Consider the following 26,698-nt stretch of genomic DNA (forward strand, 5'->3'; position numbering starts at 1 on the left):
TTGATTACATTATGGAGTTAAGAGCGGAATGCCTAAAGGCTCTTGCCACAAACGATTTAAATGATAAATTAAATCATGTTAAAGCTATATACGAATTCTTTACATCCCGCCGAGTAACGATTGATTCAAAAGCTGATATTCATCACACCTCCCATATACCAGGCGCGCCCTCAAAACCTAATATTGTCCCGCCAAGACTAGTTGAAAAAAGATCGACTTCGACTCAGCAAGGGAAATTAATATTCATTCATGCGCTAGCCCATATTGAATTTAGTGCAATCAATTTAGCGCTCGATATTATCTGGCGCTTTAAAAATCTTCCAGAACAATTTTATTTTGACTGGATTCAAGTCGCCTACGAAGAGCAGACACATTTCAATTTACTTAATGACTATCTTAAAAAATTTGGTTTAAGCTATGGCAGCTTTAATGTACATAATAGCCTTTGGGAAATGGCTGAAAGAACTCATCACGATTTAATACATCGTTTAGCACTTATTCCAAGAACCATGGAAGCAAGAGGTCTTGATGTGACGCCCCCTATTATTGAAAAATTTAAGCAGCAGAAAGATGATGAAATTGCATCGATTCTACAAATCATTTATGAAGAAGAGATTCGTCATGTGTCTATCGGCAATATTTGGTATCGCTGGGCATGTGAGTCTCAGAAGCTAGACCCTCATGAAACCTATAAGAGTTTGCTTAAAAAGTATGATATTGAATTAAATTATGGAAAGCTAAATAAGGAAGCACGTTATAAAGCAGGCTTCTTAAAAGAAGAGCTTATTTAAATTTTAAAAAGATTTAATACGCCTTTAAAATCTGAGTGGTTAAATTTAAATCGTGCCTTTTCTTGAACAATAGGCTTAGCATGATATGCGATACTATATTGAGCTTCAGCTAACATCTTTAAATCATTCGCTCCATCCCCAATCACAATAGTTTTTGATCTATCAATGTTAAGTTTAGATTGAAAATCTCGCACTGTCTGAGCCTTCACCTCATCGTTCACAATGCGGCCTAAAACTTTACCTGTGAGTTTCTTATCTTTAATTTCAAGCTGATTAGATATAGCAACATCAATCCCTAGTTTATTCTTCACATAATCTGCAAAATAATCAAAGCCACCTGAAACAAGTACTGTCGTGACGTTATTTTTACGGCAAGCTTTAACCCATGCTTGAGTGCCTTCATTAAATTTTAATCTTTCTTCTATGACCTTAAAGAGCATCTCTTCTCCTAGACCTTCTAATAAAGAAACTCGCTTAATGAGACTTTGTGAAAAATCAATCTCGCCCATCATGGCACTTTTAGTAATCAAAGCGACATCTTCTTTTTTGCCGCACATATCTGCGATTTCATCGATACATTCAATCGATATGAGTGTTGAATCCATATCCATCACACATAAGCTAAATTCATTTAAAGCTTTGTAGCTATCTAAGATTGCAAAATCTATATTTTTCAAATGAAGTTGATTTTTTAAATCTCCGGATAAGTCATCACTAATATCATATATAGCAGCATTATCATTGATAAGCTTAGATGGGGAAGCTGTCACTTGGTCTAAAATTTCAGAGATTTCAGCCAAATGACTTTGGAAACTATATGAAGATTGAATTAATAATTTCATAAAATGAATAAATGATAAAAGGCTCTAAATGAATAATTCTAACATTGCTATGAAAATATAATTCTTAACTAGCATGTTTGCCTAAATTCATAGAAAATAATGCTTATTTAGATCCTTTTTTATCATGAATCTCCACGAATATCAGGCCAAACAATTAATTGCAAAATACGGTATTTCTGTTCCAGAAGGTATTGTAATTAAGTCGATAGATGAAGTAGATCAATCAATAGGGGAGCTGGAAACTTCTTCTTATGTCATAAAAGCCCAAATTCACGCAGGTGGGAGAGGTAAAGCAGGTGGCGTTAAGATTGTTAATTCAAAAAAAGAGGCGTCTGAAGTTGTAAATTCACTTATTAATAAAAAACTTGTCACTTATCAAAATAAGCCAGATGGTCAGCCTGTTAATTTAGTTCTTATCGAAGAGTCATGCGACATCGAAAAAGAATTATATTTCTCTATATTGGTTGATAGGCAATCAGAAAGAATCGTTGTCATTGCATCTTCTGCTGGCGGCATAGAAATTGAAGAAATTTCTAAAAATAATCCTGAAAAAATTATCAAAGAGCTATGTAGTCCAATTAACGGCCTCATGGACTTTCAATCTCGAAATATTGCCTTTGCATTAGGTTTGCCTAATGAGATGATTAATGATTTTGTTAAGTTTGCTCGAAGTGCTTTTAAGGTCTTTATTGAAAATGATCTAGCACTATTAGAGATTAATCCGCTCGTGATTACTTCTAATAAAAAAATAATTGCTCTCGATTGCAAAGTGACAGTTGATGACAATGCACTTTTGAAACAAAAAACATTGGCCGAACTTCGCGATTGGTCACAAAATGATTCTAAAGAAGCTGAGGCTTTTAACGCTGGATTAAACTATATTGCACTTAATGGAAATATTGGCTGCATGGTTAATGGCGCAGGTCTTGCTATGGCTACCATGGATCTTATTAAACTTTATGGTGGAGAGCCTGCAAACTTTTTAGACGTCGGTGGTGGAGCAACTGCTGAAACTGTTGCGAAAGCTTTTAAAATTATTCTTGATGATAATAACGTGCAAGTTGTTTTAGTGAATATTTTTGGCGGTATTATGCGTTGCGATATTATTGCCGAAGGCATTATTGCAGCAGTCAAAGAAGTTGGCATCCAAATACCTATAGTGGTGAGATTGGAAGGTACCAATGTGGATCTTGGCAAGAAACTTTTACAAACAAGCGGCTTAAATATCAAAGCTGCGAATTCACTTACTGAAGCGGCAACTATCGCGACTAGTCTTATAAAAAAATAAATGTCTATTCTTATTAATAAATCTACCAAAGTAATTTGCCAGGGTTTTACTGGTAAACAGGGCACCTTTCACTCAGAGCAAGCACTCGCTTATGGTACAAAATTAGTAGGTGGAGTTACGCCTGGTAAAGGGGGCACATCTCATCTTAATCTACCTGTATTTAATACAGTAAGAGATGCTATTAAAATGACTAGCGCTAATGCTTCAGTAATTTATGTCCCCCCTGCTTATGCCGCAGACTCAATTATCGAGGCTTCGGAAGAAGGTATTGAAATTATTGTATGTATTACAGAAGGCATTCCAATTCAGGATATGATTAATGTTAAGGCAGCTATACGCGCTAATCAATCAAAGCTTATTGGTCCTAACTGTCCCGGTGTTATTACACCTGGCGAATGCAAGATTGGCATTATGCCTGGCAGCATTCATTTGCCCGGATCGATTGGTATTATTTCAAAATCAGGTACATTAACTTATGAGGCTGTTCAGCAAACTACCACCCTTGGTTTAGGTCAAAGCACATGTGTTGGTATTGGTGGAGATCCTATCAAAGGACTTAATTTTATTGAATGCTTACAAATGTTTGAGGAAGATAAAAATACTAAGGGTATTATCTTAGTCGGTGAAATTGGCGGCTCGGATGAAGAAGTGGCTGCTGAATACATTAAACAACATATCAAAAAACCTATCGCAGGTTATATTGCCGGCATCACAGCTCCCGAAGGAAAACGAATGGGTCATGCAGGCGCCATTATCTCTCAAGGCTCTGGTCTTGCAATAGATAAAATAAATGCATTGGAGAAGGTCGGTGTCAGCATGTCAAAATCCCCTGCAGACATGGGTCTTACCATGCAAGCTTTATTAAAAAAATAAAATTGTACAAAAAAACTCTTTTTTTCCTCCTTTTAATTGCTTCTTTGTTTGCATCAATTGCATATACTGAAGAATCTGTGAATTATCTTTTAACGGCAGCCTCAAAAGGTGACGTTGAAACAGTAAGCGCTATTCTAGAGAGTGGCGGCAATCCAAATACTAAAGATGAGGATGGTGTCACAGCACTAATGTATGCTGCAAGAAAAGATATGGATAAAATTGTAGCGCTTTTAATTAAAAAAGGTGCGGCAGTGAATGCAACAGAAAGTAATGGTTGGACTGCATTAATGTTTGCAGCCAAAAAAAACTACGTACGATCAGCTCAATTATTATTAGACAATGGGGCAGATCCAAAAATAAGAGACAATGATGGATGGAGCGCATATGGATTAGCAGCTATATCAGGATTTCACGAGACTGTAGATCTTTTAATCAAACGCGGTATTGACCCGAATAACACCAACGATGCTGGGCAAACTGTTTTAATGTATGCAGCCAAAAATGGTGACATTAAAATAATTCAAACATTACTAGATCATGGTGCCGATCCAAATATGACAGACAAATATAAATGTAGTCCTCTAATGTATGCCGCCAGAGAAGGTAATGCAGGCGCAGCAGCCCTCTTTATAAAACGTGGCGTAAAAGTTGATTATGAAGACCAATTTAGCTGGACAGCACTGACATGGGCTACTAAAAAGAATCACTTACCTGTCGCCAAGATCCTCATAGAAAACGGCGCTAATATTGATCGCAAAGATTCTGATGGCACACCTATTCTTCATTACGCTGTAGCAAATAAATCTAAAGAAATGATTCAGCTTTTCATTGACGCAAAAGTAAATTTAAAAGCAAAGGATCGTTATGGATTAACAGCTCTTGTATACGCGCTTAAAGCTAAAAACACTGAAATTGTTGATCTAATTAAAAATGCAGGTGGTGGTTACTAAAAATCATGAAAATAGCCCTAGCGCAAATAAATTCATTTGTTGGTGATATAGAAAAAAATAGTAACCTTATTATTAAGCGCGCCAAAGAAGCTTCTAATAAAGGAGCTGAAATATTTATTACTCCTGAGCTTTCTATATGCGGCTACCCGCCTGAGGATCTGGTTTTAAGAGAAGATTTTCTTGATGCATGCACAAAAGCATTAAAAAAAATTGCGAAAGCCTTACCTTTCATAAAGGTTATCGTAGGGCACCCATTAAAAAAAGATAGTAAAATATATAATTCAGCCTCCTTAATTTTTAATGGAAAAATTCAAGGTACCTATTCGAAACAAACGCTGCCAAACTATGGTGTATTTGACGAAAATAGATATTTTAAATCAGGTGAAAAAGAATTTATTTTTACACATAAAAATTTAAAATTTGGTCTTCTAATATGTGAAGATGCCTGGAGTTTTTTACCAAGCAAATTACTCAAAAAAAAATCAGTTGATAGCATTATTGTAATTAATGCATCTCCTTATGAAATAGAAAAATCTAATACCCGAATAAAAGTTATTTCTAAATTAGCGAGAGAAACTAAATCCACTGTGATCTACCTCAACGCAATTGGAGGCCAAGATGAGCTGATATTTGATGGTGGTTCTTTCGTTGTCAATAAAGAAGCAAAACTCTTACATCAATCATCCTTCTTTAAGGAAGAAACAGCCATTATTGATGTTTTTTCAAAAACAATTATTAAATTTAATAGGCATAAAATCTCTTATCATAAGGAGGCACATCTATATGAAGCGCTTAAATTAGCACTCAAAGATTATGTAGTTAAAAATAATTTTAAAAACCTATTTATAGGCTTATCCGGTGGCATTGATTCTGCTCTAGTTTTAGCGTTGGCAAGCGACACATTTGATAAAAAAAATATTACTGCTGTTATGATGCCCTCAGAATTTACTGCAAAATTAAGTATTACAGAGTCTCGAAGAATGATTAAAAATACTGGCGTGAATTACAAGGAAATAGATATTCAATCTATTTTTAAACTTTTCAGAAAAACATTGTCTAGTGAATTTAAAAATAAGCCTTTTGATACTACCGAAGAAAATATACAGGCTCGTATAAGAGCTGTTTTATTAATGGCGCTATCTAATAAATTTAATGGAATTGTAATATCAACAAGTAACAAAAGTGAAACTGCTGTTGGTTACTCAACGCTATATGGCGATATGGTGGGAGGTTTTGCCCTTCTTAAAGATGTGCCAAAAACATGGGTTTATAAATTAGCAAATTATAGAAATTCAATATCAACTATCATTCCAAATAAAATAATTAAGAGGCCGCCAACGGCTGAACTTAGGCCTAATCAGTTAGATCAGAATAGTCTGCCTAAATATGAAATTCTTGATAAGATAATTGAGCTTTATATTGAAAAAGATTTGTCTATAGACTCTATTGTAAAAAAAGGTTTTTCTAGTAAAAATGTTAATCACGTTGTAAAGTTAATTAATGATAACGAATTCAAAAGAGCCCAAAGTCCAATAGGTCCAAAAATTACCAAAAGGGCTTTTGGCAAAGACAGAAGATACCCCATTACCTTTAAACATTAATGCATACAAAGAGGGAAGATAGATGAAAAAAATTGAAGCAGTTATTAAGCCATTTAAATTAGATGAAGTAAGAGAAGCCCTTTCCGAAATTGGTATTAATGGAATCACGGCTACCGAAGTTAAAGGCTTTGGAAGACAAAAAGGACATACGGAACTCTACAGAGGGGCAGAATATGTAATTGATTTTTTACCTAAAATCAAATTAGATATTATCGTTTCAGACAAAATGGTTAAAAAAGTGATTGAAGCAATATCAACTGCCGCACATACAGGCAAAATTGGTGATGGCAAAATTTTTGTCAGTAATATCGAAGAAGTGGTAAGAATTAGAACGGGCGAAACAGGCGAATCTGCTATTTAATTAGAAATAACTTTCTTACTTTTTCTAGGTCTTCAAGTGTATCAACGCCTGTCATTGGAATGACAGTTGATGCCACAACACCAATTTTGTGTCCTGCATATAGAATTCTAAGTTGTTCTAACTTTTCAATATCTTCTAATTCAGCCTGCCCTATATCCTTATAGCCTTTTAAAAACTTGACTCGGTAAGCATAGATACCAATATGTTTATAGAATCCTTGCTTTCCTATGATCTTTTGAGTGAATTCATCTCTCGGAAAAGGAATGGGCGCTCTACTAAAATATAATGCTTGAGAATTTTTATCTAATACGACTTTGACGTTATTTGGATTAATAAAATCATTATAATCTGAGATGGAATGGCACGCCGTAGAAACAAAAATGTCTTTTTTATTTTCCAAATATTCAGCAACCTGATTAATTAATAAAGGATTGATAAGAGGTTCATCACCTTGCACATTCACAATAATCTCATTATCTGACCAACCCATTAAGTTAACGACCTCTACTACACGGTCGGTGCCAGATTTATGATTGACATTAGTCATGATTGCTTTGTAACCAAAATTTTCAACAACATCAAAAATCTTTTGGTCGTCAGTTGCAACCACAACCTCATTAGACTTGCTTTTTAATGATTGTTGCACAACATGAATGACCATTGGGATGCCACCGATATCCAAAAGAGGTTTTCCCTCTAAACGACTGCTTTGGTATCTCGCTGGAATAATAATTTTAAAAGTCATGAATAATCTTCATTATCTTTAAGCAGCCTCGCTTCACTCTCAAGCAAAATAGGAATACCGTCTTTAATAGGATAAGCAAGCTTGGCAGACTTTGATATGAGCTCATTCTGATCTTTTTTATAAATTAATGGGCCTTTGGTTACTGGGCAAACTAAGATTTTTAGTAGATTTTTATCCATGGCTTATATGCTTCAACTTTTTTAAAATAACGTCGATAAACTTCGAATTTATTTCGGCAGAAACTGGCAAATACCAAAAGTTATCTTGAGCAAACTTCTCGCATTTCACAGCATCTTTCTCAGTCATTATAATATTCTTATCATCCATAGTTTTAAAATCTTTTTTTGTAAATCGATAATGATCTTTATAGGCGGAACTATCAAATACTAAACCAAGCGATTTAAGATCATTAAAAAATAGATCTGGATTCCCTATGCCAGCTATGGCATGAATATTCCTTAAGCGAATCTTATTTAATGAAATCTCTTGATTGGTCTTTAGATTTATTAAAACCTCTCTCTTATATTTCATGAGGTAACTGCCATCTATCACTTTTTTATGATTGCATACAATGATATCTACATCATTTAACTTATATATAGACTCTCTTAGCGGTCCTGCTGGCAAAAGATATCCATTTCCAAATTTCCTAGTACCATCAATTACTATTACTTCTACATCGCGCATTAAACGATAATGCTGAATGCCGTCGTCAGATAAAATGACGTCTATTTTTTTATACTTCTTAATAAGTGCTTTTGCTGCCATCACTCTATCTTTTGAAACAAAAACTGGCATACGGGTACGCTTTTGGATCAAAATCGGCTCGTCCCCTACCTCATCTGTATTGCTTTTTGGATTAACTTCAGCAGCATCTATTACTTTGGAGCCATATCCTCTGCTTACTATACCGGGATGATATCCATTTTTTTTCAATTCATTTGCAAGATGGATAACTAAAGGGGTTTTCCCTGTCCCACCGAGCGTAATGTTTCCTACAACAACCACAGGGACTTTTAATTTGTAAGATTTTAGAAAATTAAATTGGTAAAGATATTTTCTAGCATAAGATATTAAAAAAAATATTGCTGATAAAGGAAGAAGCAATAAAGAAGCTGGGCTTTTTGAGTAATGTATTTTAGAGAGAACTTCTTCGTATGCAATCAAAATATTACTTTAGCCCTTTTTTGTAGAGTACTGCATAATGCTTACAGCGCCTAATCAATTCTTTGTGAGTCCCGACATCAATGACTCTTGATTTTTCAATCACAACGATTCGATCAGCATTTAAAATTGTAGAGAGTCTATGGGCAATAACTAAAGTTGTTCTATTTTTCATTAAATTGTCTAGAGCTAACTGAACATATTTTTCAGAATGAGAGTCGAGCGCAGATGTAGCTTCATCGAGGAGCAATATAGGTGCATTTTTTAAAATTGCACGGGCAATTGCAATTCTTTGGCGCTGCCCCCCTGATAATCGCAAACCTCTATCCCCAATTTCGTGGTCTAATTGATTTTCAAGAGGCTCAATAAACTCCCATGCGTTAGCTGCTATAGCAGCTTTTTTTACCTCTTCTTTATTTACCAATCGATCTGCGGCACCATAAGCTATATTATTCATAATAGTGTCATTAAATAAAATCGTATCTTGACTCACTAAGGAAAACTGACTTCGCAAATTTCTTAACTTGAGATCTTTAATATTAATACCATCTAATGATATTTGGCCCTGTTCAATTTCATAAAATCTGGGCAGTAAATTAATTAGCGTTGTTTTCCCTCCGCCTGATTTGCCAACAAGCGCTACTTTTTCCCCGGGCTTAATATTTAAATTAATACCTTCAAGAATATTATGTTTACTATCATGATATTTGAATGTTAAATCAGATATTTTTATATATCCTTTTGCGCGCTTGATAGATTTTGAGCCTCGATCGATCTCGGAAGCTTCATCCATCAATCCGAATACGCTTCTTGCAGCTGCAATAGCAATTTGAACTTTATCATTTATTAAAGTTAGGCTCCTAATTGGGGAAATAATCATTAGCAAAGCCCCAAAAAAAGCAGCAAATTGCCCTGCGGATAGTTTACCAAAGGAATAAAAAGCAATACCAGATAATGCAATACCCGCCAAAACTTCAACCGTGAAAGAATTTAATGCACTTATTCTTACAAGCTTAGTTTGTGCTTTTCTTATTTTTTCAGAAATCTTAGTAAATCGACTAATTTCATATTTATTTGAGCCAAAAATTTTAACAATTCTTTGGCCTGAAATGGCTTCATCTGAAGACATTGTGAGTTCCCCCATGGCACGCTGGGAAATGGTCCCAGCATTTCTCAACCTGGGTGACATCATCCTTAAATAATAAGTAAGCAAAGGGGCCAATAAAAAGAATGTTAAGGTAAGTTTCCAGTCCAAATAAATCATGTAAGAGATAATCCCAATAACACTTAATCCGTCCTTAATAAAATAAAAACCAATATCTGTAATGAGCTCTGAAAGCTGCTGAACATCATTAGTTATTTTAGAAACGATGTGACTTGAAGAATTTTTATCAAAAAAATTAACTGGTAACATCATAATTTTCTTAAAAAGATCACATCTAATACTTTCAACAGTTCTCATTGAAATTGATTTTAAAAAATAACTTGAAAATAATCCTGACAATGCTCTTATAAACATTACCAGAAGCAAAAGAAGCGTCAAGGAAACTTGTTTATGTCCAGAATCAGATCCAAATCCGTGATCTGTAATCTTTTTTATAGTGGCTAAAAATGCTGCATTAGTTAAGGACAAAACAACTAGCGAGATAAAACTTAAGAATAAAATAATCTTATGTTGCCAAGTATATTTAAAAAGTCTTTTGTAAAGATACTTAAGATTAATAGACTGTGATGAAGTTATTTTTTTAATATTTTTTGACATTAGGCCAAGAAAAAACTAAACTTTTCTAAAGTCTAATTAATTTTTGTAGAAAATGTAATATGAGTTAAGCCGGCTTGCCTTGAGGCTTCCATAACGTTAATTACTGATTGGTGTTCGCATTTTGCATCTGCATTAATGATCACAGGAATTTCTTTTTCGCCTTTAGACGAATTTTTTAAGGCTGCAATAATAGACTCAAGGCTCTTATTTGGAAGCTGTGTTTCGTTGACCGAATAAACACCATCGGCAGTAATGGATACGTTAATAACATTAGGCTTTTTATCGGGGCTATTAGCTTCAGCGGTCGGAAGATTAATTTTTAATTCGCTAAATCTAGAAAAGGTTGTACTCACGACAAGGAAAATAATAATAACCAATAATACGTCGATTAAAGGAACCAAGTTTAATTCCATTTCTTCGTGTTTTTTTCCTCGTTGAAAATTCATATATAATCCTAATTATTTATTTACGAACACCCATAGATTCAATTAGCTTAAGAGCTTGTTGCTCCATATCAAAAATTAAATCATCTACTTTAGATCTAAAAAAGCGATAAAAAATCATTGCAGGAACCGCTACAACAATACCCGCTGCTGTATTGTACAAAGCAACAGAAATACCTCTTGCAAATACAGCTACATCATGACCGCTATTTGTAAATGAGCTAAAAAGATCGACCATACCTATGACCGTTCCCAAGAGTCCTAAAAGAGGAGCTACTGCAGCAATTGTGCCCAATGTTGGCAAGTACTTTTCAAGCTTGTAGTTCACTGCTCTACCTGACTCTTCTATAGCCTCTTTAATATGAGCTGCGGATGTATTTGAATTAAGAAGAGCGCTTGCAAAAATTTCACCTAAGAGAGAGTGCTCTCTGATTTTTGCAATTACATCTTTCTTTATCGAGCCTTGATTTAACAACTTCTGAACCTCAGGAAGAAGATCGCTTGGTGCAACAACCTCAACTCTTAATGACCAGAAGCGCTCACCAATTATTGCTAGGGCAATAATTGATGCAAATATGAGCGGCCAAATAGGCCATCCTGCAGCTAAAATAATTTCCCACATATCTAATTCTCCAAGTGTTTGATGAGTAATATTCTATCTTAATATTCAGTTAATTGTTTAAATCAACTTATCTTAATATTTAGTTAATTGTTTAAATCAACTTATCTTAATATTTAGTTAATTGTTTAAATCAACTTATCTTAATATTCAGTTAATTACTTAAACCAAGCTATATCTTTTTAAGCTTTCCTTGGGTTAATTTATATTGAAACTTTAATTTTGATGCAAGCTGATTATCATGTGTTACCAAGACCAGAGTTGAACGATTCTCTTTTGTTAAGTCAAGTAATAAATCAAATACAAAATGCGCTGTTTTTCCATCTAAATTTCCTGTAGGTTCATCCGCAAGAATGCATTTTGGCTTAGTGATTAAAGATCTAGCGATTGCAACTCTCTGTCTTTCGCCTCCAGATAATTCATATGGCTTATGAGTTAGCCTTTTGTTCAGTCCTATTTTTTTTAAAAGCACTTCAGCTTCTTTAAAAGCAAGCTTGTATGGATATCTTCTAATTAATAATGGTATTGCAACATTTTCTATCGCATTAAAATCACTAAGTAAATGATGAAATTGATACACAAAACCAAGATGCGCATTTCTCAAAACACCTAAATCATCCTGAGTTAGAGATGCAATATCCTGATCTAAAATTTTTACCTGGCCTGATGAGGCTTTTTCAAGCCCAGCCATAAGATGAAGGAGTGTGCTTTTACCAGAGCCAGAAACTCCAACAATAGCTGAATGATCTCCTTCATTAATATTTAGATTCAACTTATTAATAATTTTTTCATCTAGACCAGGAAATGTCTTCGATAAATTTTTACAAGTTATAAGTAATTTTTTAGTCATGCTTTAACGCCTCAGCGGGTGACGTGCTAGATGCTTTTATACTAGGGTAAATCGTTGCAAGAATAGTCAATAAAATAGAAATTGAAGTGATAGCGATCACATCAGTTAATAAAAGCTTAGAAGGTACTTCAGAAATATAATAAATGTCTTTAGATAAAAATTGGACATTAAATAAATGCTCAATAAAAGGAACAATTGCTTGAATGTTAAGTGAGATTGCAATTCCAAAAAATGCGCCAGCGACAGTTCCAATAATGCCTATTAGAGAGCCCTGAATAATAAATATATACAGAATACTTTTTGGTTTTGCTCCGTATGTTCGAAGAATTGCAATATCTGATCTTTTGTCAGTTACTGCCATTACCAAAGTCGATACAATATTAAATGCTGCAACAGCAATAATTAACGTGAGAATGATAAACATTACTCTCTTTTCCATCTTTACAGCTGAGAAAAAATTCGAATGCTTTTTTGTCCAGTCACTGATATAAAAAAGACCTGATTCCGAAAGTTTATTTGACAACCTCTGGGCCACTGCAGGCGCCAAAAAAAGATCATCAATTTTGACTCTAACGCCAGAAACAGTATCGTGCATTTGAAGGAATTTTTGAGCGTCCTCTAAATTCATTAACGCCATTCCAGAGTCATATTCATACATTCCGATTTCAAAAATACCTTCAACATTAAATTGTCGCATTCTAGGAAATGTGCCTGCAGGCGTATAAGAGCCTTGCGGAATTAAAATATTAACTTTATCCCCAACGACAATGCCCAATTGCTTTGCAGCATCTATACCTAAAATAATATTAAATGTCCCGGCCTTTAAATCTGACAAATGGCCTACCTTAACTTTCTTTTCTAGGTCATCAACATTGCTTTCTAGTTCTGGTGAAATGCCGCGAAGCATAATTCCTTGACTTCCATATTCACTAACCAACATTCCCTGACCGTCTATATAAGGTGCCGAACCCTTAACATCAGAAACTCCTTGGAGCTTTTTTGTTAAATCTTCCCAATGAGCCAATGTATTATTTGAGCTTGTAATTTCAATATGAGAAGCTACTCCTAGAATTCGTGTTCGAAGCTCATCTTGAAAACCATTCATAACGGACATAATAATTATGAGCGCCGAAACTCCAAGTGCTATCCCAACCATACTTGTCGTTGAAATAAAAGATATGAAGCTATTTTTTTGCTTAAATTTTATATATCTATAAGCAATCCAAGCTTCAAAAGGTATGTATTTATTAAGTGAGGGCATTTGTTTTATTTTATCAGGGTTATACATTCTAATCTGATAAAATCACCTTATGTTCACAGGCATTATTCAATCCGTTGGCTTAATAAAAAAAATTGAACCTTTAAAAAAAGATGTTCGCATTACTATTGCATACAAGCCAAGTCAAATGAAAGCAAGTAGTCTAGGTGACAGCATATGTATAAATGGCGTGTGCCTTACCGTACAAAAAAAACAAAAAAATCAATTTACATTTCATGTGTCCGAAGAAACATTAAATAGATCCATAACTTTTACCGAAAAGTCTCTAGTAAATTTAGAGAGTGCACTTTTATTCAATGGTAAAGTGGGCGGTCATTTTGTAACAGGTCATATTGATGGAATAGGAAAAATTACAAGTATTAAAATCACAAGCGAATGCTGGATTCTTGAAATAAAGCCTCCTAAAAAGCTACTTAAATTTATCGCCGAAAAAGGATCTATTGCGATCAACGGTGTAAGTCTTACGGTAAATTCAATTAATGACGAAAAATTCAAGGTAAATATCATTCCCTTTACTTTAAAAGAAACTAATTTGGGATCTCTAACTAAGGGTAATGAAGTTAATATTGAAATAGATTTAATTGCTAGATATCTCGAAAACATACTCAAAAGAAAATAAAGAATAAATGATCAGGCCGATAGTTGAAATTATTGAAGATATCAAGCAAGGCAAAATGGTTATCCTTGTAGATGAGGAAAATAGAGAGAATGAGGGCGATCTCGTTCTTGCTGCAGAGTTTGCTAATTCAGACCATATAAATTTTATGTCTAAATTCGGACGCGGCCTTATCTGTCTTACACTAACTGAAGAAAAGTGCGAGATGCTCGAATTACCCTTAATGGTCCAAGAAAATGAAACTCGCTTAGGAACTAATTTTACGGTATCTATTGAGGCAGCTGAGGGTGTCACTACAGGGATCTCAGCCAATGATAGAGCCACTACAATCAAGGCTGCTATCCATAAAAATGCAACTTCAAAAAGTATTGTAAGACCAGGTCATATATTTCCATTGATATCTAAAAAAGGTGGCGTGCTTGTGAGGGCTGGGCATACCGAAGCTGGATGTGATCTTGCTCATCTTGCAGGCTTAGAATCAGCATCAGTAATTTGCGAAATTCTTAATGAAGACGGAAATATGGCAAGACTTCCAGATTTAATTAAATTTTCTGAGCAGCATAATATTAAGATTGGAACGATTGCAGATCTCATTGAATATCGAAGAAAGAATGAGAAATTAATTGAAAAATTAATTGAAAAAAATATCTTAACGCCTTATGGTGAAATGAAATTAGTCTTATATAAAGATAAGATTTTAGAAGAAAGTCACATTGTCCTTGTAAAAGGTGAAATTCAAAAAGATAAGGAAACTATTGTAAGAGTTCATGAGCCTTTGTCGGTCATAGACCTTTTGGATATGGAAGATAAAAAACACTCATGGAATGCATTAAAGGCTATTAAAAAAATAAGTGAGGATGGTGGCGTCTTGATTTTTATCAATCACAATACAAACACAAATGATCTTTTAGGCATCCTTAAAACAGAAAATACTGCCCCACTAAAAAGCAATAACGATTTAAGAAATTATGGGATTGGCTCTCAGATACTAGTGGATTTAGGGGTTAAAAAAATGAAACTGCTATCTACACCAAGAAAAATGCCAAGCATGATTGGTTTTGGCCTTGAAATTACAGGTTACATAGAAAATTAATATGTGCCATTAATAAATTATGCTAGAATAATGTCATTGAAAAATTATAGAAAAAATAATTTTAAAGCGATCTGTCAAACTGACTTCACGTCAGTTTTTTTTTCGAAAAAAACTACCCTCATTAGCTTAAATTTAAAATTAAGCCCAAAAAAATTGCCATGTTAATTAACGAAAATCATCATCAATCTGGCAAACAAAAAGAAGGGAATGTCATAGGGTTTGATTTTGGACAAAAGCGCATAGGCATTGCAGTTGGAAATAATATATCCAAGACAGCCCAGGCTTTAATCACCATCGACTCTTCATCGAATAATCAAAAATTTGAAGTAATACAAAAAATTATAGAAGAATGGCAACCGATCTCTATCGTGGTTGGCGTTCCATTTAATGTAGATGGCTCTGAACATAAGGTCACAAATCTATCTAGAAAATTCGCTAAACAGCTGGAACAAAAATATTCACTACCGACTCATCTTATTGACGAACGCTACACTTCGATTGAAGCTAATCATGAAATTAAAGATAAAAAAATTGATTTAAAAAAGAAGAAGCTTTTAATTGATCAAATAGCTGCAAAAATTATTTTACAATCTTATCTTGATCAAATTTAACTAAAAAATGACTCTACCTAACGCAGAAAACCTCGTAGAAAACTTAAAAAATCAAATCAATGAAATAATTGATGACAAGACTGTTCTCATTGGGGTTCAGCGTGGTGGAGAACTTATTCTTCAAAAGATTTTGCCTGGTTTAAAAAGTACTGTCGCGACAGGTTCAATTGATACATCGTTTTATAGGGATGATTTTTCAAGTCGCGGATTGAAAGTTAAAAATAACCCATCAAAAATTGATACAGAAATTAATGGCAAGCATATTATCCTTATAGACGATGTATTTTCTACTGGAAGAACTGTTCGTGCTGCTATGAATGAAATTTTTGACTATGGAAGGCCTGCAAAAATTATATTAGCTGTTTTGATCGATCGTAATGAGCAAGAACTTCCGATTACCCCTCAGATTTGTATTGAAAAAATTAGTCTAAATAAAAATCAACATTTAGAGCTTGGATTAGATGAAAATAAAAAATTTATCTTTCAGCTAAAGGAGTCTCATGTTTAATCCGCAGCTGAATAGCAAGGGCAATTTAAACCATCTTCTATCTATTGAAGGCTTATCTAAAGAAAAAATTATTCAAATATTTGATACGGCAGAGTCATTTTTAAAGATAGGCGAGAGAGATGTTAAAAAAGTGCCTATATTAAGAGGAAAAACAGTATGTAACGTTTTCTTTGAAAATAGCACAAGAACAAGAACTACTTTTGAAATTGCCGCCAAAAGACTTTCTGCTGATGTCATTAATTTAAATGTAGCCACCTCATCTCAATCTAAAGGTGAAACCATCTTAGACACGATTAATAATTTAATTGCCATGAATGCAGATATTTTTGTTGTAAGACATTCATCATCAGGCGCTGCACATTTTATTGCGTCACATGTAAAGCCGAATATCCATATTATTAATGCAGGTGATGGAAATCACTCTCATCCCACCCAAGGATTGCTAGACGCTTTTACTATCAGAAAATATAAAACTAACTTTAATAAGTTAAAAGTAGCTATTGTGGGAGATATTTTGCATTCTAGAGTTGCTCGATCCAACATTCACGCATTAAACATACTTGGCGTTCCTGAAATTAGAGTGATTGCTCCCAAAACATTACTTCCTTACGAGATTGAAAAATTAGGGGTACACGTGTTTCATGATATTGATAAAGGGCTTAAGGATGCAGATGTCATTATGATGTTAAGGATTCAAAATGAGAGAATGGATGGTGTCATGCTTCCTTCCCAAGAAGAATATTTTAAAACTTACGGATTAAATCAAACGCGTCTGGACTTAGCAAAAAAAGATGCAATAGTTATGCACCCAGGCCCAATGAATAGAGGCGTAGAGATAGATTCAGCGGTTGCGGATAGCGATCAATCCGTTATCCTTCCCCAAGTTACTTTTGGAATTGCAGTCAGAATGGCTGTGATGGCAATTTTGGCGGGGCAACACTCATGAGTATTTTAATTAAAAATGGTCGTGTGATTGACCCAAAAAATAATATTGATGCAGATTTAGATATCTTGATTGCGGATGGAAAAATTTCAGAATTAAATAAAAATTTAGATCCAAAAAAAGCAACACAGATAATTGATGCCTCAAAAAAAATAGTCATGCCAGGCATTATAGATCTTCAATTGAATTTAAGAGAGCCTGGCAATCAATACAAATCGACATTAGAAAGTGAAATGAAAGCAGCAAATGCTGGTGGAATTACTGGCATGGTATGCCCCCCAGATACCACCCCTATTCTAGATGAGCCTGGTCTTGTAAAAATGCTAAAGAACAAATCTGAAGCTCTCAAATTAGGTAACGTTTACCCTCTTGGTGCGCTCACTCAAGAATTAAATGGAAAACTATTAACTGAAATAAATGATTTATATGAATCAGGTTGCATTGGATTTTCTCAAGCAGAAAAACCTATCCAAGATACAGAGGTTCTATATAGGTCATTTCAATATCTCTCAACGTTTAATCTCAAAGCTTTTTTAAGGGCTGAAGATGCCTATTTATCAGAAAAAGGCATTATAAATGCAGGTGAAATTTCGACTCGACTTGGATTAAAAGGCATTCAAAGCATTAGTGAAACCACTGCTATTAATAAAATACTGGAAATAGCGGACTTAACTAAAACTAAAGTTCATTTAAATAAAATATCAACAGCTGAAGGATTAAATTTAATAAAAATAGCCAAAAAAAATGGTGTCAATGTAACTTGCGACGTTTCTATCCACCAAATTTTTCTTACAGACAATGATATTGGATTCTTTAACACAAACTGTTTTTTAAAGCCTCCTTTAAGGAAAGAATCTGATCGAGTAAAGATTATTGAGTCAATTATTGATGGCACAATTGATGCAATATGCTCAGATCATTCCCCGGTAAATGAAGATAATAAATTAAAACCTTTCGCAGAATCAGAATATGGTGCATCAAGCGCGGAGCTCCTCATGCCACTTATATTCAAGCTTTCAGATGAATATAAAATAGATTTAAGTTTGCTGGTTAACAAAATAACTTATCAGCCCTCAAACATTCTAGAAATTAATAAAGGAAATCTCTCAATAAATTCGGAAGCTGATATTTGTATATTTGATCCTGAATATCCATGGGAAATAAATTCAAAAACTTTAATTAGTGAAGGTAAAAATACGCCATTTTTTAACCAAAATTTAACCGGAAAAGTATCAAGCACCATTTTTAACGGCAATATTGTCTTTATTGGTCACTAGCAATTTTAAAAAGCTAAATAAATATAGTAAATTTATCGTTCAAAATAATATCAAAATAATTACAATAAAAACTTGACTAGCTTTAAAAACAAGTCCATATTTACACTTGCATTTGCAGTAAAAAAAATTTTTTTTATTCTTTGGAGTCTTTTTAAATGATCAAAAAATTAATTTCAGCAATTTTTGGTTCTTCAAAACCAGCAGAAACTAATAGTACGCTTCCAGCAACAATTTCAAAACCTTCAACATCAGTTAGCGCTAAGAAAAAACCAGCAGCTAAGAAAAAACCAGCAGCTAAGAAAAAACCAGCAGCTAAGAAAAAACCAGCAGCTAAGAAAAAACCAGCAGCTAAGAAAAAACCAGCAGCTAAGAAAAAACCAGCAGCTAAGAAAAAACCAGCAGCTAAGAAAAAACCAGCAGCTAAGAAAAAACCAGCAGCTAAGAAAAAACCAGCAGCCAAGAAAAAACCAGCAGCTAAAAGAAAACCAGCAGCTAAAAGAAAACCAGCAGCTAAAAAATAATCTTAACGGGACTTTAAGTCCCGTTTTTATTAGCAAGTTCTTTGTTGCTAAACACACTAAAACCAAGCAAACTTCATTTTTGCTTGGTTTTTTTATTTAATTAATGTCTACAATCTCCCATAATATCTCTCAAATTCATGATGACATTCAAGAAGCTTCTGCTATTAATGCTTCTCCTGAAAAAATTACTTTAGTAGCCGTGAGCAAAAGTCAGAACTTTAATAAAATTATCGAGGCTTTTGATGTCGGTATTTTAAATTTTGGTGAAAATTACCTTCAAGAAGCGCTCGACAAAAAAAAGCATCTAGAAAAATTTCCAATTCAATGGCATTTTTTAGGGCCCATTCAAGGTAATAAATGCAAACTTATTGCAGAAAATTTTAATTGGGTACATAGCGTTGACAGAATAAAAGTTATGAAATTGCTTAACGATAATAGGCCTTCAAACCTCCCCCCTTTAAATATTTGCATCCAAATCAATACGAGCGGGGAAGAAACTAAAAGCGGTATCCCAATTAAAGATGCAAAAGCACATCTAAAAGAGCTCATTCAGGTACTTAAAGAACTTCCCAAGCTTAAACTAAGAGGTATTATGTCTATACCCTCTAATACAAAAGATGCCAAACAAGTGATTGATGAATTTAAAGCTATGCACACACTTTATAGCGAGCTCAAGAATGAAATGTCTTCCATTGATACCTTATCCATGGGAATGTCGAATGACTTTAAGCTAGCAATTGAATACGGCTCAAATCTTGTTAGAATTGGAACCGCTATTTTTGGAGTGCGCGCCTTAAAAACTCAAGGGGTTGATAATTGAATATTTGCTTTTTAGGTGGTGGAAATATGGCTTCTGCTATGATTAGCGGCCTATTAAACAAAAACTATTCCCCTGCGCTTATTCGAGTCATTGAATCTGATAGCAAAAAGAGATTGGAGATTAAAGCTAGATTTAATATTTCTTCAGAAGCAGAATTTAAGAAAATAGATGAAGATGAAATTATTGTGCTTGCAGTTAAACCTCAACAAACTGAATCTCTTCTCAAATCAATATCTCATGAAATTTCGCAACAAATTATTTTATCGATTGCCGCAGGTATTCAAATAAAATCTATTGAAAAATGGACAAATGGACATAAAAGCATTGTCCGTTCTATGCCTAATATGTGCGCTCAAATTCAACTTGGGATTACAGCTCTTTTTACTCAAGAAACTTTAGATACAAAAAATAAAATGGCCATAGAAGAAATTGCAGGTGCTATTGGAGATTTTATATGGCTAGATAATGAATCTAAACTGGATGCAGTTACAGCTATTTCAGGAAGCGGTCCTGCTTATATATTTTATTTCCTTGATGCATTCATTAAAGCAGCTATCGAATTAGGCTTATCGCGAAATGAAGCTGAGAAATTATGTAGCAAAACCATGCTTGGCTCATCCCATTTAGCCAAAGACCAACTAAATAATCTTCAAAATTTAATTACATCGGTAGCTTCAAAAGGCGGCACGACAGAAGAGGGATTAAAACAACTCGAGTCAAATAAATTAGATGAAGCACTTTTAAAAGCGACGCGTGCTGCGTATGAAAGATCAAAAAAACTTGGCTCAGAATTTAATTAAATAAATGAAAAATAATACAGTCATTGTGGGTTTATCCGGCGGCGTTGATTCTTCAGTGACTGCTTTGCTTTTAAAAAACCAGGGGTACAAAGTCGTTGGACTCTTCATGAAAAATTGGGAAGATGACGATGATGACGAGTATTGTTCAAGCAAACAAGATCTTGTAGACGCTGCATCCGTTGCCGATAAAATCGGCATTGATATTGAAGTAGTAAATTTCAGTAAAGAGTACAAAGAAAAAGTTTTTTCTGAGTTTATTAATGAAATTAAAAATGGCAGAACTCCGAATCCAGATATATTATGTAATTCCGAAATTAAATTTAATGCGTTTTTAAATCATGCCATTTCAATGGGTGCCGATAAAATTGCAACTGGGCATTATGCACAAATTAAAGAAAATGATGGTTTGTTTAGTCTGCTTAAAGCTGAAGACTCAACTAAAGATCAAAGTTATTTTCTATATCGACTCAATCAACACCAACTTTCAAAATCTATATTTCCTCTAGGAACCCTTCTTAAAAAAGATGTAAGGGAGATTGCCAAAAAAGAAGGTTTGCATAATAGCGATAAAAAAGACTCGACTGGCATATGTTTCATCGGCGAAAGGCCTTTTACTGAATTTTTAAATAAATATGTAGAAAATTCGCCAGGGCCCATTAAAGACGAGCATGGCAAAACATTGGCGGAACATATAGGCCTAATGTTTTACACGCTTGGTCAAAGACAAGGGCTAGGGATTGGCGGCTCAAAAACAAGCAATGGAGAGCCTTGGTTTGTTGTTGAGAAAAATATTCAAGAAAACACTCTTATTGTTGCGCAAGGGCATGGGCATCCTCTTTTATTTAAAGATGGATTAACTGCAAAGAAAACGCATTGGATACATGGGGCTTTACCAAAAAAACATTGGGTATACGGTGCGAAAACGAGATACCGTCAACCTGATGCTCCTTGCGAAATTGATGCAATAGCCAATGAGTCCGTTGAGATATTCTTTGGGCAAAAACAATGGGCTATTACCCCTGGACAATCGGTAGTAGTTTATGAAAGCAATGTTTGCTTAGGAGGGGCTATTATTGAAAGCGCTATAGATAGGGCTCAGGTATCGTCTTCTGAAAAGACGGTCGCTGCATAAGCAATTCATAAAGATGATGTAAATTTAAATATTCTTTTTCAAAGTCAATTTCAGGGTATCTCAATTTGACGTATCCCAAAGCACATCCAACCGCTATATCAGCGTACGAAAATTTATTCTCCAAGTAATATTTTTTGCATTCCATTTCGCGATTCAGCCATTCCAAACTTAGTTTTATTTTTTTTATTTGCTTTTCAAAAAGATCAGCATTTTGTTGCGAAAGGGGCTTACGTTTTTCCAACATAATTGCTACAGCGGCATCGCATAATCCATCCGCTATCGCTTCCCATCTTTTGACTAATATTTTTTTATCAAAATCGCTCGGTATTAAATAAGGCAGATCACTCTTATGGTCAATATATTCAGCTATTACAGGTGAATCAAAAAAAGATACATCGTTTGCAATTAATGTAGGAACTTTTGCCAAAGGATTATATTGATGAATGGTACAATTTTTATCTGCAAGTACAACCTTCTCTAAATCGACCAGGGCTTTTTTCTCGCTAATCAGAACTCTTATCTTTCTTGCGTATGGGCTATTATTTGAATAAAAAAGCTTCATGTATCTCTCGATTTAAAAAAACTAAATTTATTATAATTTGATAAGCTATTAGATTATGCATAGATCAAAAATAAATAAAAAAAATTTAACAGAAGTCATACAAAAAAATATCGCCATAGCGCTTCAAGAAGATATAGGCAATATCGATTTATCTAGTGAACTCATTGAAGAAAAATCTTCTGCAAAAGCATATGTTAAATCTAAAGATTCGGCTGTGATTTCTGGCATTCCTTGGTTTAATACTACCTTCTTAATGCTGGACCCAAAGATCAAAATAAAGTGGTTTATTAAAGAAGGTGCGATTGTGAAAAAAAATCAAAGACTTTGTGAGATTTATGGCAAAACAAAGCCTATTCTTAGCGGTGAAAGAGTAGCACTTAATTTCCTGCAAACCTTGTCTGCAACTTCTACAATCACCCATCAATATGTCCAGGCTATAAAAAATACCCATGCAAAAATATTTGATACACGAAAAACAATACCGGGATTAAGAATTGCACAAAAGTATGCTGTCACTATAGGGGGTGGTAATAATCAACGTATGGGGCTCTTTGATCAAATTCTTATTAAAGAAAATCATATTAAATCTTCAAAAAAAATGGATGATTTACTTTCGCTTTCTTTGAAATATGCAAAAAATAAAGACATTCAAATTGAGGTTGAAAATCTTAATCAGTTTGAGAAAGCTATAGAGATAGGTTTTAAAAATATATTGTTAGATAACTTTAGCATTAAAAATCTTAAAAAAGCTGTGCTTCTTAATAAAAAAAGAGCCGTTCTTGAGGCATCAGGAAATATCACACTAAAAAATGTCAAAAAAATTGCACTCACGGGTGTAAATAGAATTTCTCTGGGCTCACTCACAAAAAATATCAAAGCAATTGATTTATCTATGAAAATAGAGACTTTTAAAAGTCTCTAAACTTGACCAAATACGCTTAAAGCGTTAAGGTTGAGGGTTTATAGCTATCTCATTAATTACAATCAAGAATTCTATGAGCTCAAACCACATTTCTGGGGCAGAAATTGTTATTCGTTGCCTTCATGAGGAAAAAGTCAAATTCGTTTTTGGCTATCCTGGAGGCGCCGTTCTTAATATTTACGATGCTGTTTTTCAGCAGAATAAATTTAAGCATGTCTTAGTTCGTCACGAACAAGCTGCGGTTCATGCAGCTGATGCATACTCTAGATCTACTGGAAAAGTGGGGGTTGCACTTGTAACTTCAGGTCCTGGTGCTACCAATGCAGTAACTGGTATAGCTACCGCTTACATGGACTCCATTCCTATGGTGATCATTAGCGGTCAAGTTCCCACTTACGCTATAGGTCAAGATGCATTTCAGGAGTGTGACACGGTTGGTATTACTCGTCCTTGTGTAAAACATAATTTTTTAGTTAAAGATATTAAAGATATTGCATCAACAATGAAAAAAGCATTTTATGTTGCATCAAGCGGCAGGCCTGGCCCTGTTCTCGTTGATATACCAAAAGATATTACAGCCGAAAAATACGAATTTAGTTATCCAAAATCGGTGCATTTAAGATCTTATAACCCTATTGTTAAGGGTCATAGTGGTCAAATTAAAAAAGCGTTATCGCTACTTTTAAATGCGAAAAGACCAATGATCTATTCAGGTGGTGGCGTTGTATTAGGGGACGCGTCTTCACAATTATCCAAATTTGTTCGCACTATTGGATCCCCCATCACAAGCACACTTATGGGTTTAGGTGGCTTTCCAGCAAGCGATAAACAGTTTCTCGGCATGTTAGGCATGCATGGCACTTATGAAGCTAATATGGCGATGCAAGAATGTGATGTATTGCTGGCTGTTGGTGCTCGCTTTGACGATAGGGTAATTGGCAATCCAGAACATTTTTTATCAAAACCAAAAACAATCATTCATATTGATATTGATCCATCATCTATTTCTAAAAGAGTAAAAATCGATATTCCTATTGTAGGCGATGTCGTTTCGGTACTTACTGAACTCAATGATCTCTTATCTAAAGAGAAAATGAAACAAAACTCATATCTTAAACATTGGTTTAAAGATATTGATCAATGGCGATCAATGAATTGTTTAAGCTTTAAAAATGACAAAAAGCTTATTAAACCTCAATTTGTTATTCAAACATTACATAAAGTCACAAAGGGTGATGCCTTTATAACTTCCGATGTGGGGCAGCACCAAATGTGGGCAGCGCAATATTATCCATTTGACAAACCCAGAAGATGGATTAATTCGGGCGGGCTTGGAACGATGGGCGTTGGCCTACCTTACGCGATGGGTGCTCAATTAGCACACCCTGATGCACAAGTTGCTTGCGTTACAGGCGAGGCTTCCATACAAATGTGTATTCAAGAATTATCTACATGTAAGCAATTCCATTTGCCTATTAAGATTATTAATCTTAATAATCGTTACATGGGAATGGTAAGACAATGGCAAGAATTTTTTTATGGAAATCGTTATGCGGAGTCCTACATGGAAGCATTACCTGATTTTGTAAAATTAGCCGAATCCTATGGGCATGTTGGAATGAAGATTGAAAAACCTAGCGATGTTGAACCGGCCCTGAAAGAAGCTTTTAGCAATAAACTTAAAGAACGTTTAGTCTTTATGGACTTTATTACCGATCAAAAAGAGAATGTATTTCCAATGGTTCCTAATGGAAAAGGCTTATCAGAAATGATTACAGCTGAGGATCTATAAATGAGACATATTATTTCTCTTTTGATGGAAAACGAGTCTGGGGCTTTATCAAGAGTGTCAGGACTATTTTCTGCAAGGGGTTATAACATTGAATCTTTAACTGTAGCGCCCACTGAAGACCCAACGCTATCAAGAATGACCATTGTAACTTCTGGTTCGGATGAAATTATTGAACAAATCATTAAGCAGTTAAATAAATTAATTGATGTTGTAAAGGTGTTAGATCTTAATGATGGTCGATTCATTGAACGAGAATTAATGATCGTTAAAGTAAAAGCGAATGCTCAATATCGAGATGAGATGAAAAGGATGTGCGATATTTTTAGAGGCAGAATTATCGATGTTTCTGACAGTTCTTTTACCATTGAGATAACAGGATCATCTAGTAAATTAGATGCTTATATTGAAAGTATTGATAAAGCCGCTATTTTAGAAACAGTGAGAACTGGTGCGTCAGGTATTGGACGCGGTGATAGAATTTTAAAAGTATAAATTAAAACTGAAAGGTTATTATGAAGGTTTACTACGACAAAGATGCTGATTTAAATTTAATTAAAAAATTGAATGTTGCTATTGTAGGTTATGGCTCACAGGGCCATGCTCACGCAGCCAATCTAAAAGAATCAGGCGTCAACGTCACTGTTGCCCTTAGAAAAGGTGGTGCTTCATGGGATAAAGCCAAAAATGCTGGACATAACGTTTTAGAAATCAATGAAGCCGTTAAAAATGCTGACGTCGTTATGCTTTTAATCCCAGATGAAACAATGCCTCAAATTTTTCATCAAGAGGTCGCGCCATTCTTGAAAAAAAATGCAGTGTTAGCTTTCGCACACGGATTTAATATCCACTATAACCAAATTATTCCAAGGGAAGATCTTGATGTCATTATGATTGCGCCAAAAGGCCCTGGCCATACAGTGCGCTCAGAGTATCTCAAAGGTGGTGGTGTACCTACATTAATTGCGATTTATCAAAATAAATCTGGTAAAGCTAAAGACATCGCGCTGGCATATGCAGCGGCAAATGGAGGCACTAAAGGCGGTGTCATTGAAACAGATTTCCGTGAAGAAACTGAAACTGATTTGTTTGGAGAACAAGCTGTTTTATGTGGCGGTGCAGTTGAGCTCGTTAAAGCAGGCTTTGAAACATTAACTGAAGCAGGTTACGCTCCAGAAATGGCTTATTTCGAATGCTTACATGAACTTAAACTAATTGTAGATTTAATGTATGAAGGTGGTATTGCTAATATGAACTATTCCATCTCAAACAATGCTGAGTATGGTGAATACGTGACTGGCCCAAGAGTGATTGGTAATGAAGCCAAATTAGCAATGAAAGAAGCTTTGAAAAATATTCAAAACGGTGAATATGCAAAACGTTTTATCCTTGAAGGAAAAACAAACTATCCAGAAATGACAGCAAGAAGAAGATTGAATGCTGAACATCCTATTGAAAAAGTCGGCTCACAATTAAGATCAATGATGCCTTGGATTGCTAAAAACAAGCTTGTAGATCAAAGCAAAAACTAGCTTC

30 protein-coding genes are annotated in these 26,698 nt (G+C 34.5%); 20 read left to right on the forward strand and 10 right to left on the reverse strand.

All coding sequences use genetic code 11. From position 1 onward, the window contains the following. The first annotated feature begins 11 nt into the window (after nt 1-11). Nucleotides 12-791 carry a ferritin-like domain-containing protein gene (locus FIT61_RS04805; protein WP_139883579.1) on the forward strand — a complete coding sequence of 260 codons (780 nt, stop codon included), beginning with the start codon at nt 12-14 and terminating at the stop codon, nt 789-791. On the opposite strand, the gene serB is transcribed toward FIT61_RS04805, so the two are convergent. Further along, nucleotides 788-1,633 (reverse strand): phosphoserine phosphatase SerB, encoded by an 846-nt coding sequence (gene serB, locus FIT61_RS04810; RefSeq protein WP_139883581.1) that lies wholly within the window; start codon nt 1,631-1,633, stop codon nt 788-790. The two genes, FIT61_RS04805 and serB, sit on opposite strands and share 4 nt — an antisense overlap. Nucleotides 1,634-1,757: 124 nt before the next feature. On the opposite strand from serB, the gene sucC reads away from it, so the two are divergent. Genes sucC through FIT61_RS04835 form a run of 5 tightly spaced genes read left to right on the forward strand, consistent with a single transcriptional unit; the run spans nt 1,758 to nt 6,706 of the window. After that, entirely contained in the window at nt 1,758-2,921 is a 1,164-nt protein-coding gene (sucC, locus tag FIT61_RS04815) for an ADP-forming succinate--CoA ligase subunit beta (protein WP_139883583.1), read from the forward strand. Continuing rightward, nucleotides 2,922-3,794: a succinate--CoA ligase subunit alpha gene (gene sucD / locus FIT61_RS04820; RefSeq protein WP_139883585.1), complete on the forward strand. Its 873-nt coding sequence runs from the start codon at nt 2,922-2,924 to the stop codon at nt 3,792-3,794. A 44-nt stretch (nt 3,795-3,838) separates the two neighbouring features. Beyond that, entirely contained in the window at nt 3,839-4,744 is a 906-nt protein-coding gene (locus FIT61_RS04825; protein WP_244925184.1) for an ankyrin repeat domain-containing protein, read from the forward strand. Between the two features lie 5 nt (nt 4,745-4,749). Beyond that, complete coding sequence (locus tag FIT61_RS04830) at nt 4,750-6,345, forward strand: NAD+ synthase (protein WP_139883588.1); 1,596 nt, start codon at nt 4,750-4,752, stop codon at nt 6,343-6,345. Between the two features lie 22 nt (nt 6,346-6,367). Next, the gene (locus tag FIT61_RS04835) at nt 6,368-6,706 is read left to right on the forward strand and encodes a P-II family nitrogen regulator (protein WP_139873662.1); all 339 of its coding nucleotides are present in this window, start codon (nt 6,368-6,370) and stop codon (nt 6,704-6,706) included. Here FIT61_RS04835 and kdsB read toward each other — a convergent pair. From kdsB to FIT61_RS04875, 8 genes are all read right to left on the reverse strand, one after another. Next, nucleotides 6,699-7,451, reverse strand: coding sequence for a 3-deoxy-manno-octulosonate cytidylyltransferase (gene kdsB / locus FIT61_RS04840; protein WP_139883590.1), 753 nt, complete (start codon nt 7,449-7,451; stop codon nt 6,699-6,701). The two genes, FIT61_RS04835 and kdsB, sit on opposite strands and share 8 nt — an antisense overlap. Further along, nucleotides 7,448-7,630 (reverse strand): Trm112 family protein, encoded by a 183-nt coding sequence (locus FIT61_RS04845; protein WP_139883593.1) that lies wholly within the window; start codon nt 7,628-7,630, stop codon nt 7,448-7,450. Before FIT61_RS04845 ends, kdsB begins: the two co-directional genes overlap by 4 nt. Next, nucleotides 7,623-8,618: a tetraacyldisaccharide 4'-kinase gene (gene lpxK / locus FIT61_RS04850; protein WP_244925185.1), complete on the reverse strand. Its 996-nt coding sequence runs from the start codon at nt 8,616-8,618 to the stop codon at nt 7,623-7,625. Before lpxK ends, FIT61_RS04845 begins: the two co-directional genes overlap by 8 nt. Nucleotides 8,619-8,622: 4 nt before the next feature. Continuing rightward, nucleotides 8,623-10,377 (reverse strand): lipid A export permease/ATP-binding protein MsbA, encoded by a 1,755-nt coding sequence (gene msbA / locus FIT61_RS04855; RefSeq protein WP_139883594.1) that lies wholly within the window; start codon nt 10,375-10,377, stop codon nt 8,623-8,625. Nucleotides 10,378-10,409: 32 nt separating this feature from the next. Further along, entirely contained in the window at nt 10,410-10,823 is a 414-nt protein-coding gene (locus FIT61_RS04860) for an ExbD/TolR family protein (RefSeq protein ID WP_139883596.1), read from the reverse strand. Between the two features lie 16 nt (nt 10,824-10,839). Continuing rightward, nucleotides 10,840-11,442: a MotA/TolQ/ExbB proton channel family protein gene (locus FIT61_RS04865; RefSeq protein ID WP_139883598.1), complete on the reverse strand. Its 603-nt coding sequence runs from the start codon at nt 11,440-11,442 to the stop codon at nt 10,840-10,842. A gap of 169 nt (nt 11,443-11,611) precedes the next feature. Then, a complete protein-coding gene (locus FIT61_RS04870) occupies nt 11,612-12,289 on the reverse strand; it encodes an ABC transporter ATP-binding protein (protein ID WP_139883600.1) in 678 nt (225 codons plus the stop codon). Then, nucleotides 12,282-13,577, reverse strand: a complete 1,296-nt coding sequence (locus FIT61_RS04875) for a lipoprotein-releasing ABC transporter permease subunit (protein WP_244925186.1) — start codon at nt 13,575-13,577, stop codon at nt 12,282-12,284. Before FIT61_RS04875 ends, FIT61_RS04870 begins: the two co-directional genes overlap by 8 nt. Before the next feature lie 22 nt (nt 13,578-13,599). Here FIT61_RS04875 and FIT61_RS04880 point away from each other — a divergent pair, with 22 nt between their 5' ends. From FIT61_RS04880 to mnmA, 10 genes are all read left to right on the forward strand, one after another. Next, on the forward strand, nt 13,600-14,187 hold the full coding sequence (locus tag FIT61_RS04880; RefSeq protein WP_139883602.1) for a riboflavin synthase: 588 nt from the start codon (nt 13,600-13,602) through the stop codon (nt 14,185-14,187). A gap of 7 nt (nt 14,188-14,194) precedes the next feature. After that, nucleotides 14,195-15,277: a bifunctional 3,4-dihydroxy-2-butanone-4-phosphate synthase/GTP cyclohydrolase II gene (ribBA, locus tag FIT61_RS04885; RefSeq protein WP_139883604.1), complete on the forward strand. Its 1,083-nt coding sequence runs from the start codon at nt 14,195-14,197 to the stop codon at nt 15,275-15,277. A gap of 158 nt (nt 15,278-15,435) precedes the next feature. Further along, the gene (gene ruvX / locus FIT61_RS04890; protein WP_139873671.1) at nt 15,436-15,888 is read left to right on the forward strand and encodes a Holliday junction resolvase RuvX; all 453 of its coding nucleotides are present in this window, start codon (nt 15,436-15,438) and stop codon (nt 15,886-15,888) included. 7 nt (nt 15,889-15,895) lie between these two features. Next, on the forward strand, nt 15,896-16,396 hold the full coding sequence (gene pyrR, locus FIT61_RS04895; RefSeq protein ID WP_139873672.1) for a bifunctional pyr operon transcriptional regulator/uracil phosphoribosyltransferase PyrR: 501 nt from the start codon (nt 15,896-15,898) through the stop codon (nt 16,394-16,396). After that, nucleotides 16,389-17,342, forward strand: a complete 954-nt coding sequence (locus FIT61_RS04900; RefSeq protein WP_139873673.1) for an aspartate carbamoyltransferase catalytic subunit — start codon at nt 16,389-16,391, stop codon at nt 17,340-17,342. The genes pyrR and FIT61_RS04900 overlap by 8 nt, the downstream gene beginning before the upstream one ends. Then, on the forward strand, nt 17,339-18,616 hold the full coding sequence (locus FIT61_RS04905) for a dihydroorotase (RefSeq protein ID WP_139883606.1): 1,278 nt from the start codon (nt 17,339-17,341) through the stop codon (nt 18,614-18,616). The genes FIT61_RS04900 and FIT61_RS04905 overlap by 4 nt, the downstream gene beginning before the upstream one ends. A gap of 155 nt (nt 18,617-18,771) precedes the next feature. After that, nucleotides 18,772-19,137, forward strand: coding sequence for a hypothetical protein (locus tag FIT61_RS04910; RefSeq protein WP_187351783.1), 366 nt, complete (start codon nt 18,772-18,774; stop codon nt 19,135-19,137). Nucleotides 19,138-19,240: 103 nt separating this feature from the next. Further along, on the forward strand, nt 19,241-19,957 hold the full coding sequence (locus tag FIT61_RS04915) for a YggS family pyridoxal phosphate-dependent enzyme (RefSeq protein ID WP_139883607.1): 717 nt from the start codon (nt 19,241-19,243) through the stop codon (nt 19,955-19,957). Continuing rightward, nucleotides 19,954-20,757, forward strand: coding sequence for a pyrroline-5-carboxylate reductase (gene proC / locus FIT61_RS04920; protein ID WP_139883609.1), 804 nt, complete (start codon nt 19,954-19,956; stop codon nt 20,755-20,757). The genes FIT61_RS04915 and proC overlap by 4 nt, the downstream gene beginning before the upstream one ends. Nucleotides 20,758-20,761: 4 nt before the next feature. Continuing rightward, nucleotides 20,762-21,889 carry a tRNA 2-thiouridine(34) synthase MnmA gene (gene mnmA, locus FIT61_RS04925; protein ID WP_139873677.1) on the forward strand — a complete coding sequence of 376 codons (1,128 nt, stop codon included), beginning with the start codon at nt 20,762-20,764 and terminating at the stop codon, nt 21,887-21,889. Here the strand turns inward: mnmA and FIT61_RS04930 are convergent. Then, the gene (locus FIT61_RS04930) at nt 21,840-22,451 is read right to left on the reverse strand and encodes a glutathione S-transferase family protein (protein ID WP_139873678.1); all 612 of its coding nucleotides are present in this window, start codon (nt 22,449-22,451) and stop codon (nt 21,840-21,842) included. The two genes, mnmA and FIT61_RS04930, sit on opposite strands and share 50 nt — an antisense overlap. A 55-nt stretch (nt 22,452-22,506) precedes the next feature. On the opposite strand from FIT61_RS04930, the gene nadC reads away from it, so the two are divergent. The 4 genes from nadC to ilvC all read left to right on the forward strand — a co-directional run bounded on the left by nadC (nt 22,507) and on the right by ilvC (nt 26,694). After that, nucleotides 22,507-23,373 carry a carboxylating nicotinate-nucleotide diphosphorylase gene (gene nadC / locus FIT61_RS04935; RefSeq protein ID WP_139873679.1) on the forward strand — a complete coding sequence of 289 codons (867 nt, stop codon included), beginning with the start codon at nt 22,507-22,509 and terminating at the stop codon, nt 23,371-23,373. 73 nt (nt 23,374-23,446) lie between these two features. Further along, the gene (locus FIT61_RS04940) at nt 23,447-25,165 is read left to right on the forward strand and encodes an acetolactate synthase 3 catalytic subunit (protein ID WP_139873680.1); all 1,719 of its coding nucleotides are present in this window, start codon (nt 23,447-23,449) and stop codon (nt 25,163-25,165) included. Beyond that, complete coding sequence (gene ilvN, locus FIT61_RS04945) at nt 25,166-25,657, forward strand: acetolactate synthase small subunit (protein WP_139873681.1); 492 nt, start codon at nt 25,166-25,168, stop codon at nt 25,655-25,657. Nucleotides 25,658-25,677: 20 nt separating this feature from the next. Next, nucleotides 25,678-26,694 carry a ketol-acid reductoisomerase gene (gene ilvC / locus FIT61_RS04950; RefSeq protein ID WP_139873682.1) on the forward strand — a complete coding sequence of 339 codons (1,017 nt, stop codon included), beginning with the start codon at nt 25,678-25,680 and terminating at the stop codon, nt 26,692-26,694. The last annotated feature ends 4 nt before the right edge of the window (nt 26,695-26,698 follow it).

It is taken from the genome of Candidatus Methylopumilus rimovensis (assembly GCF_006364615.1).
Taxonomy (GTDB): Bacteria; Pseudomonadota; Gammaproteobacteria; order Burkholderiales; family Methylophilaceae; genus Methylopumilus; species Methylopumilus rimovensis.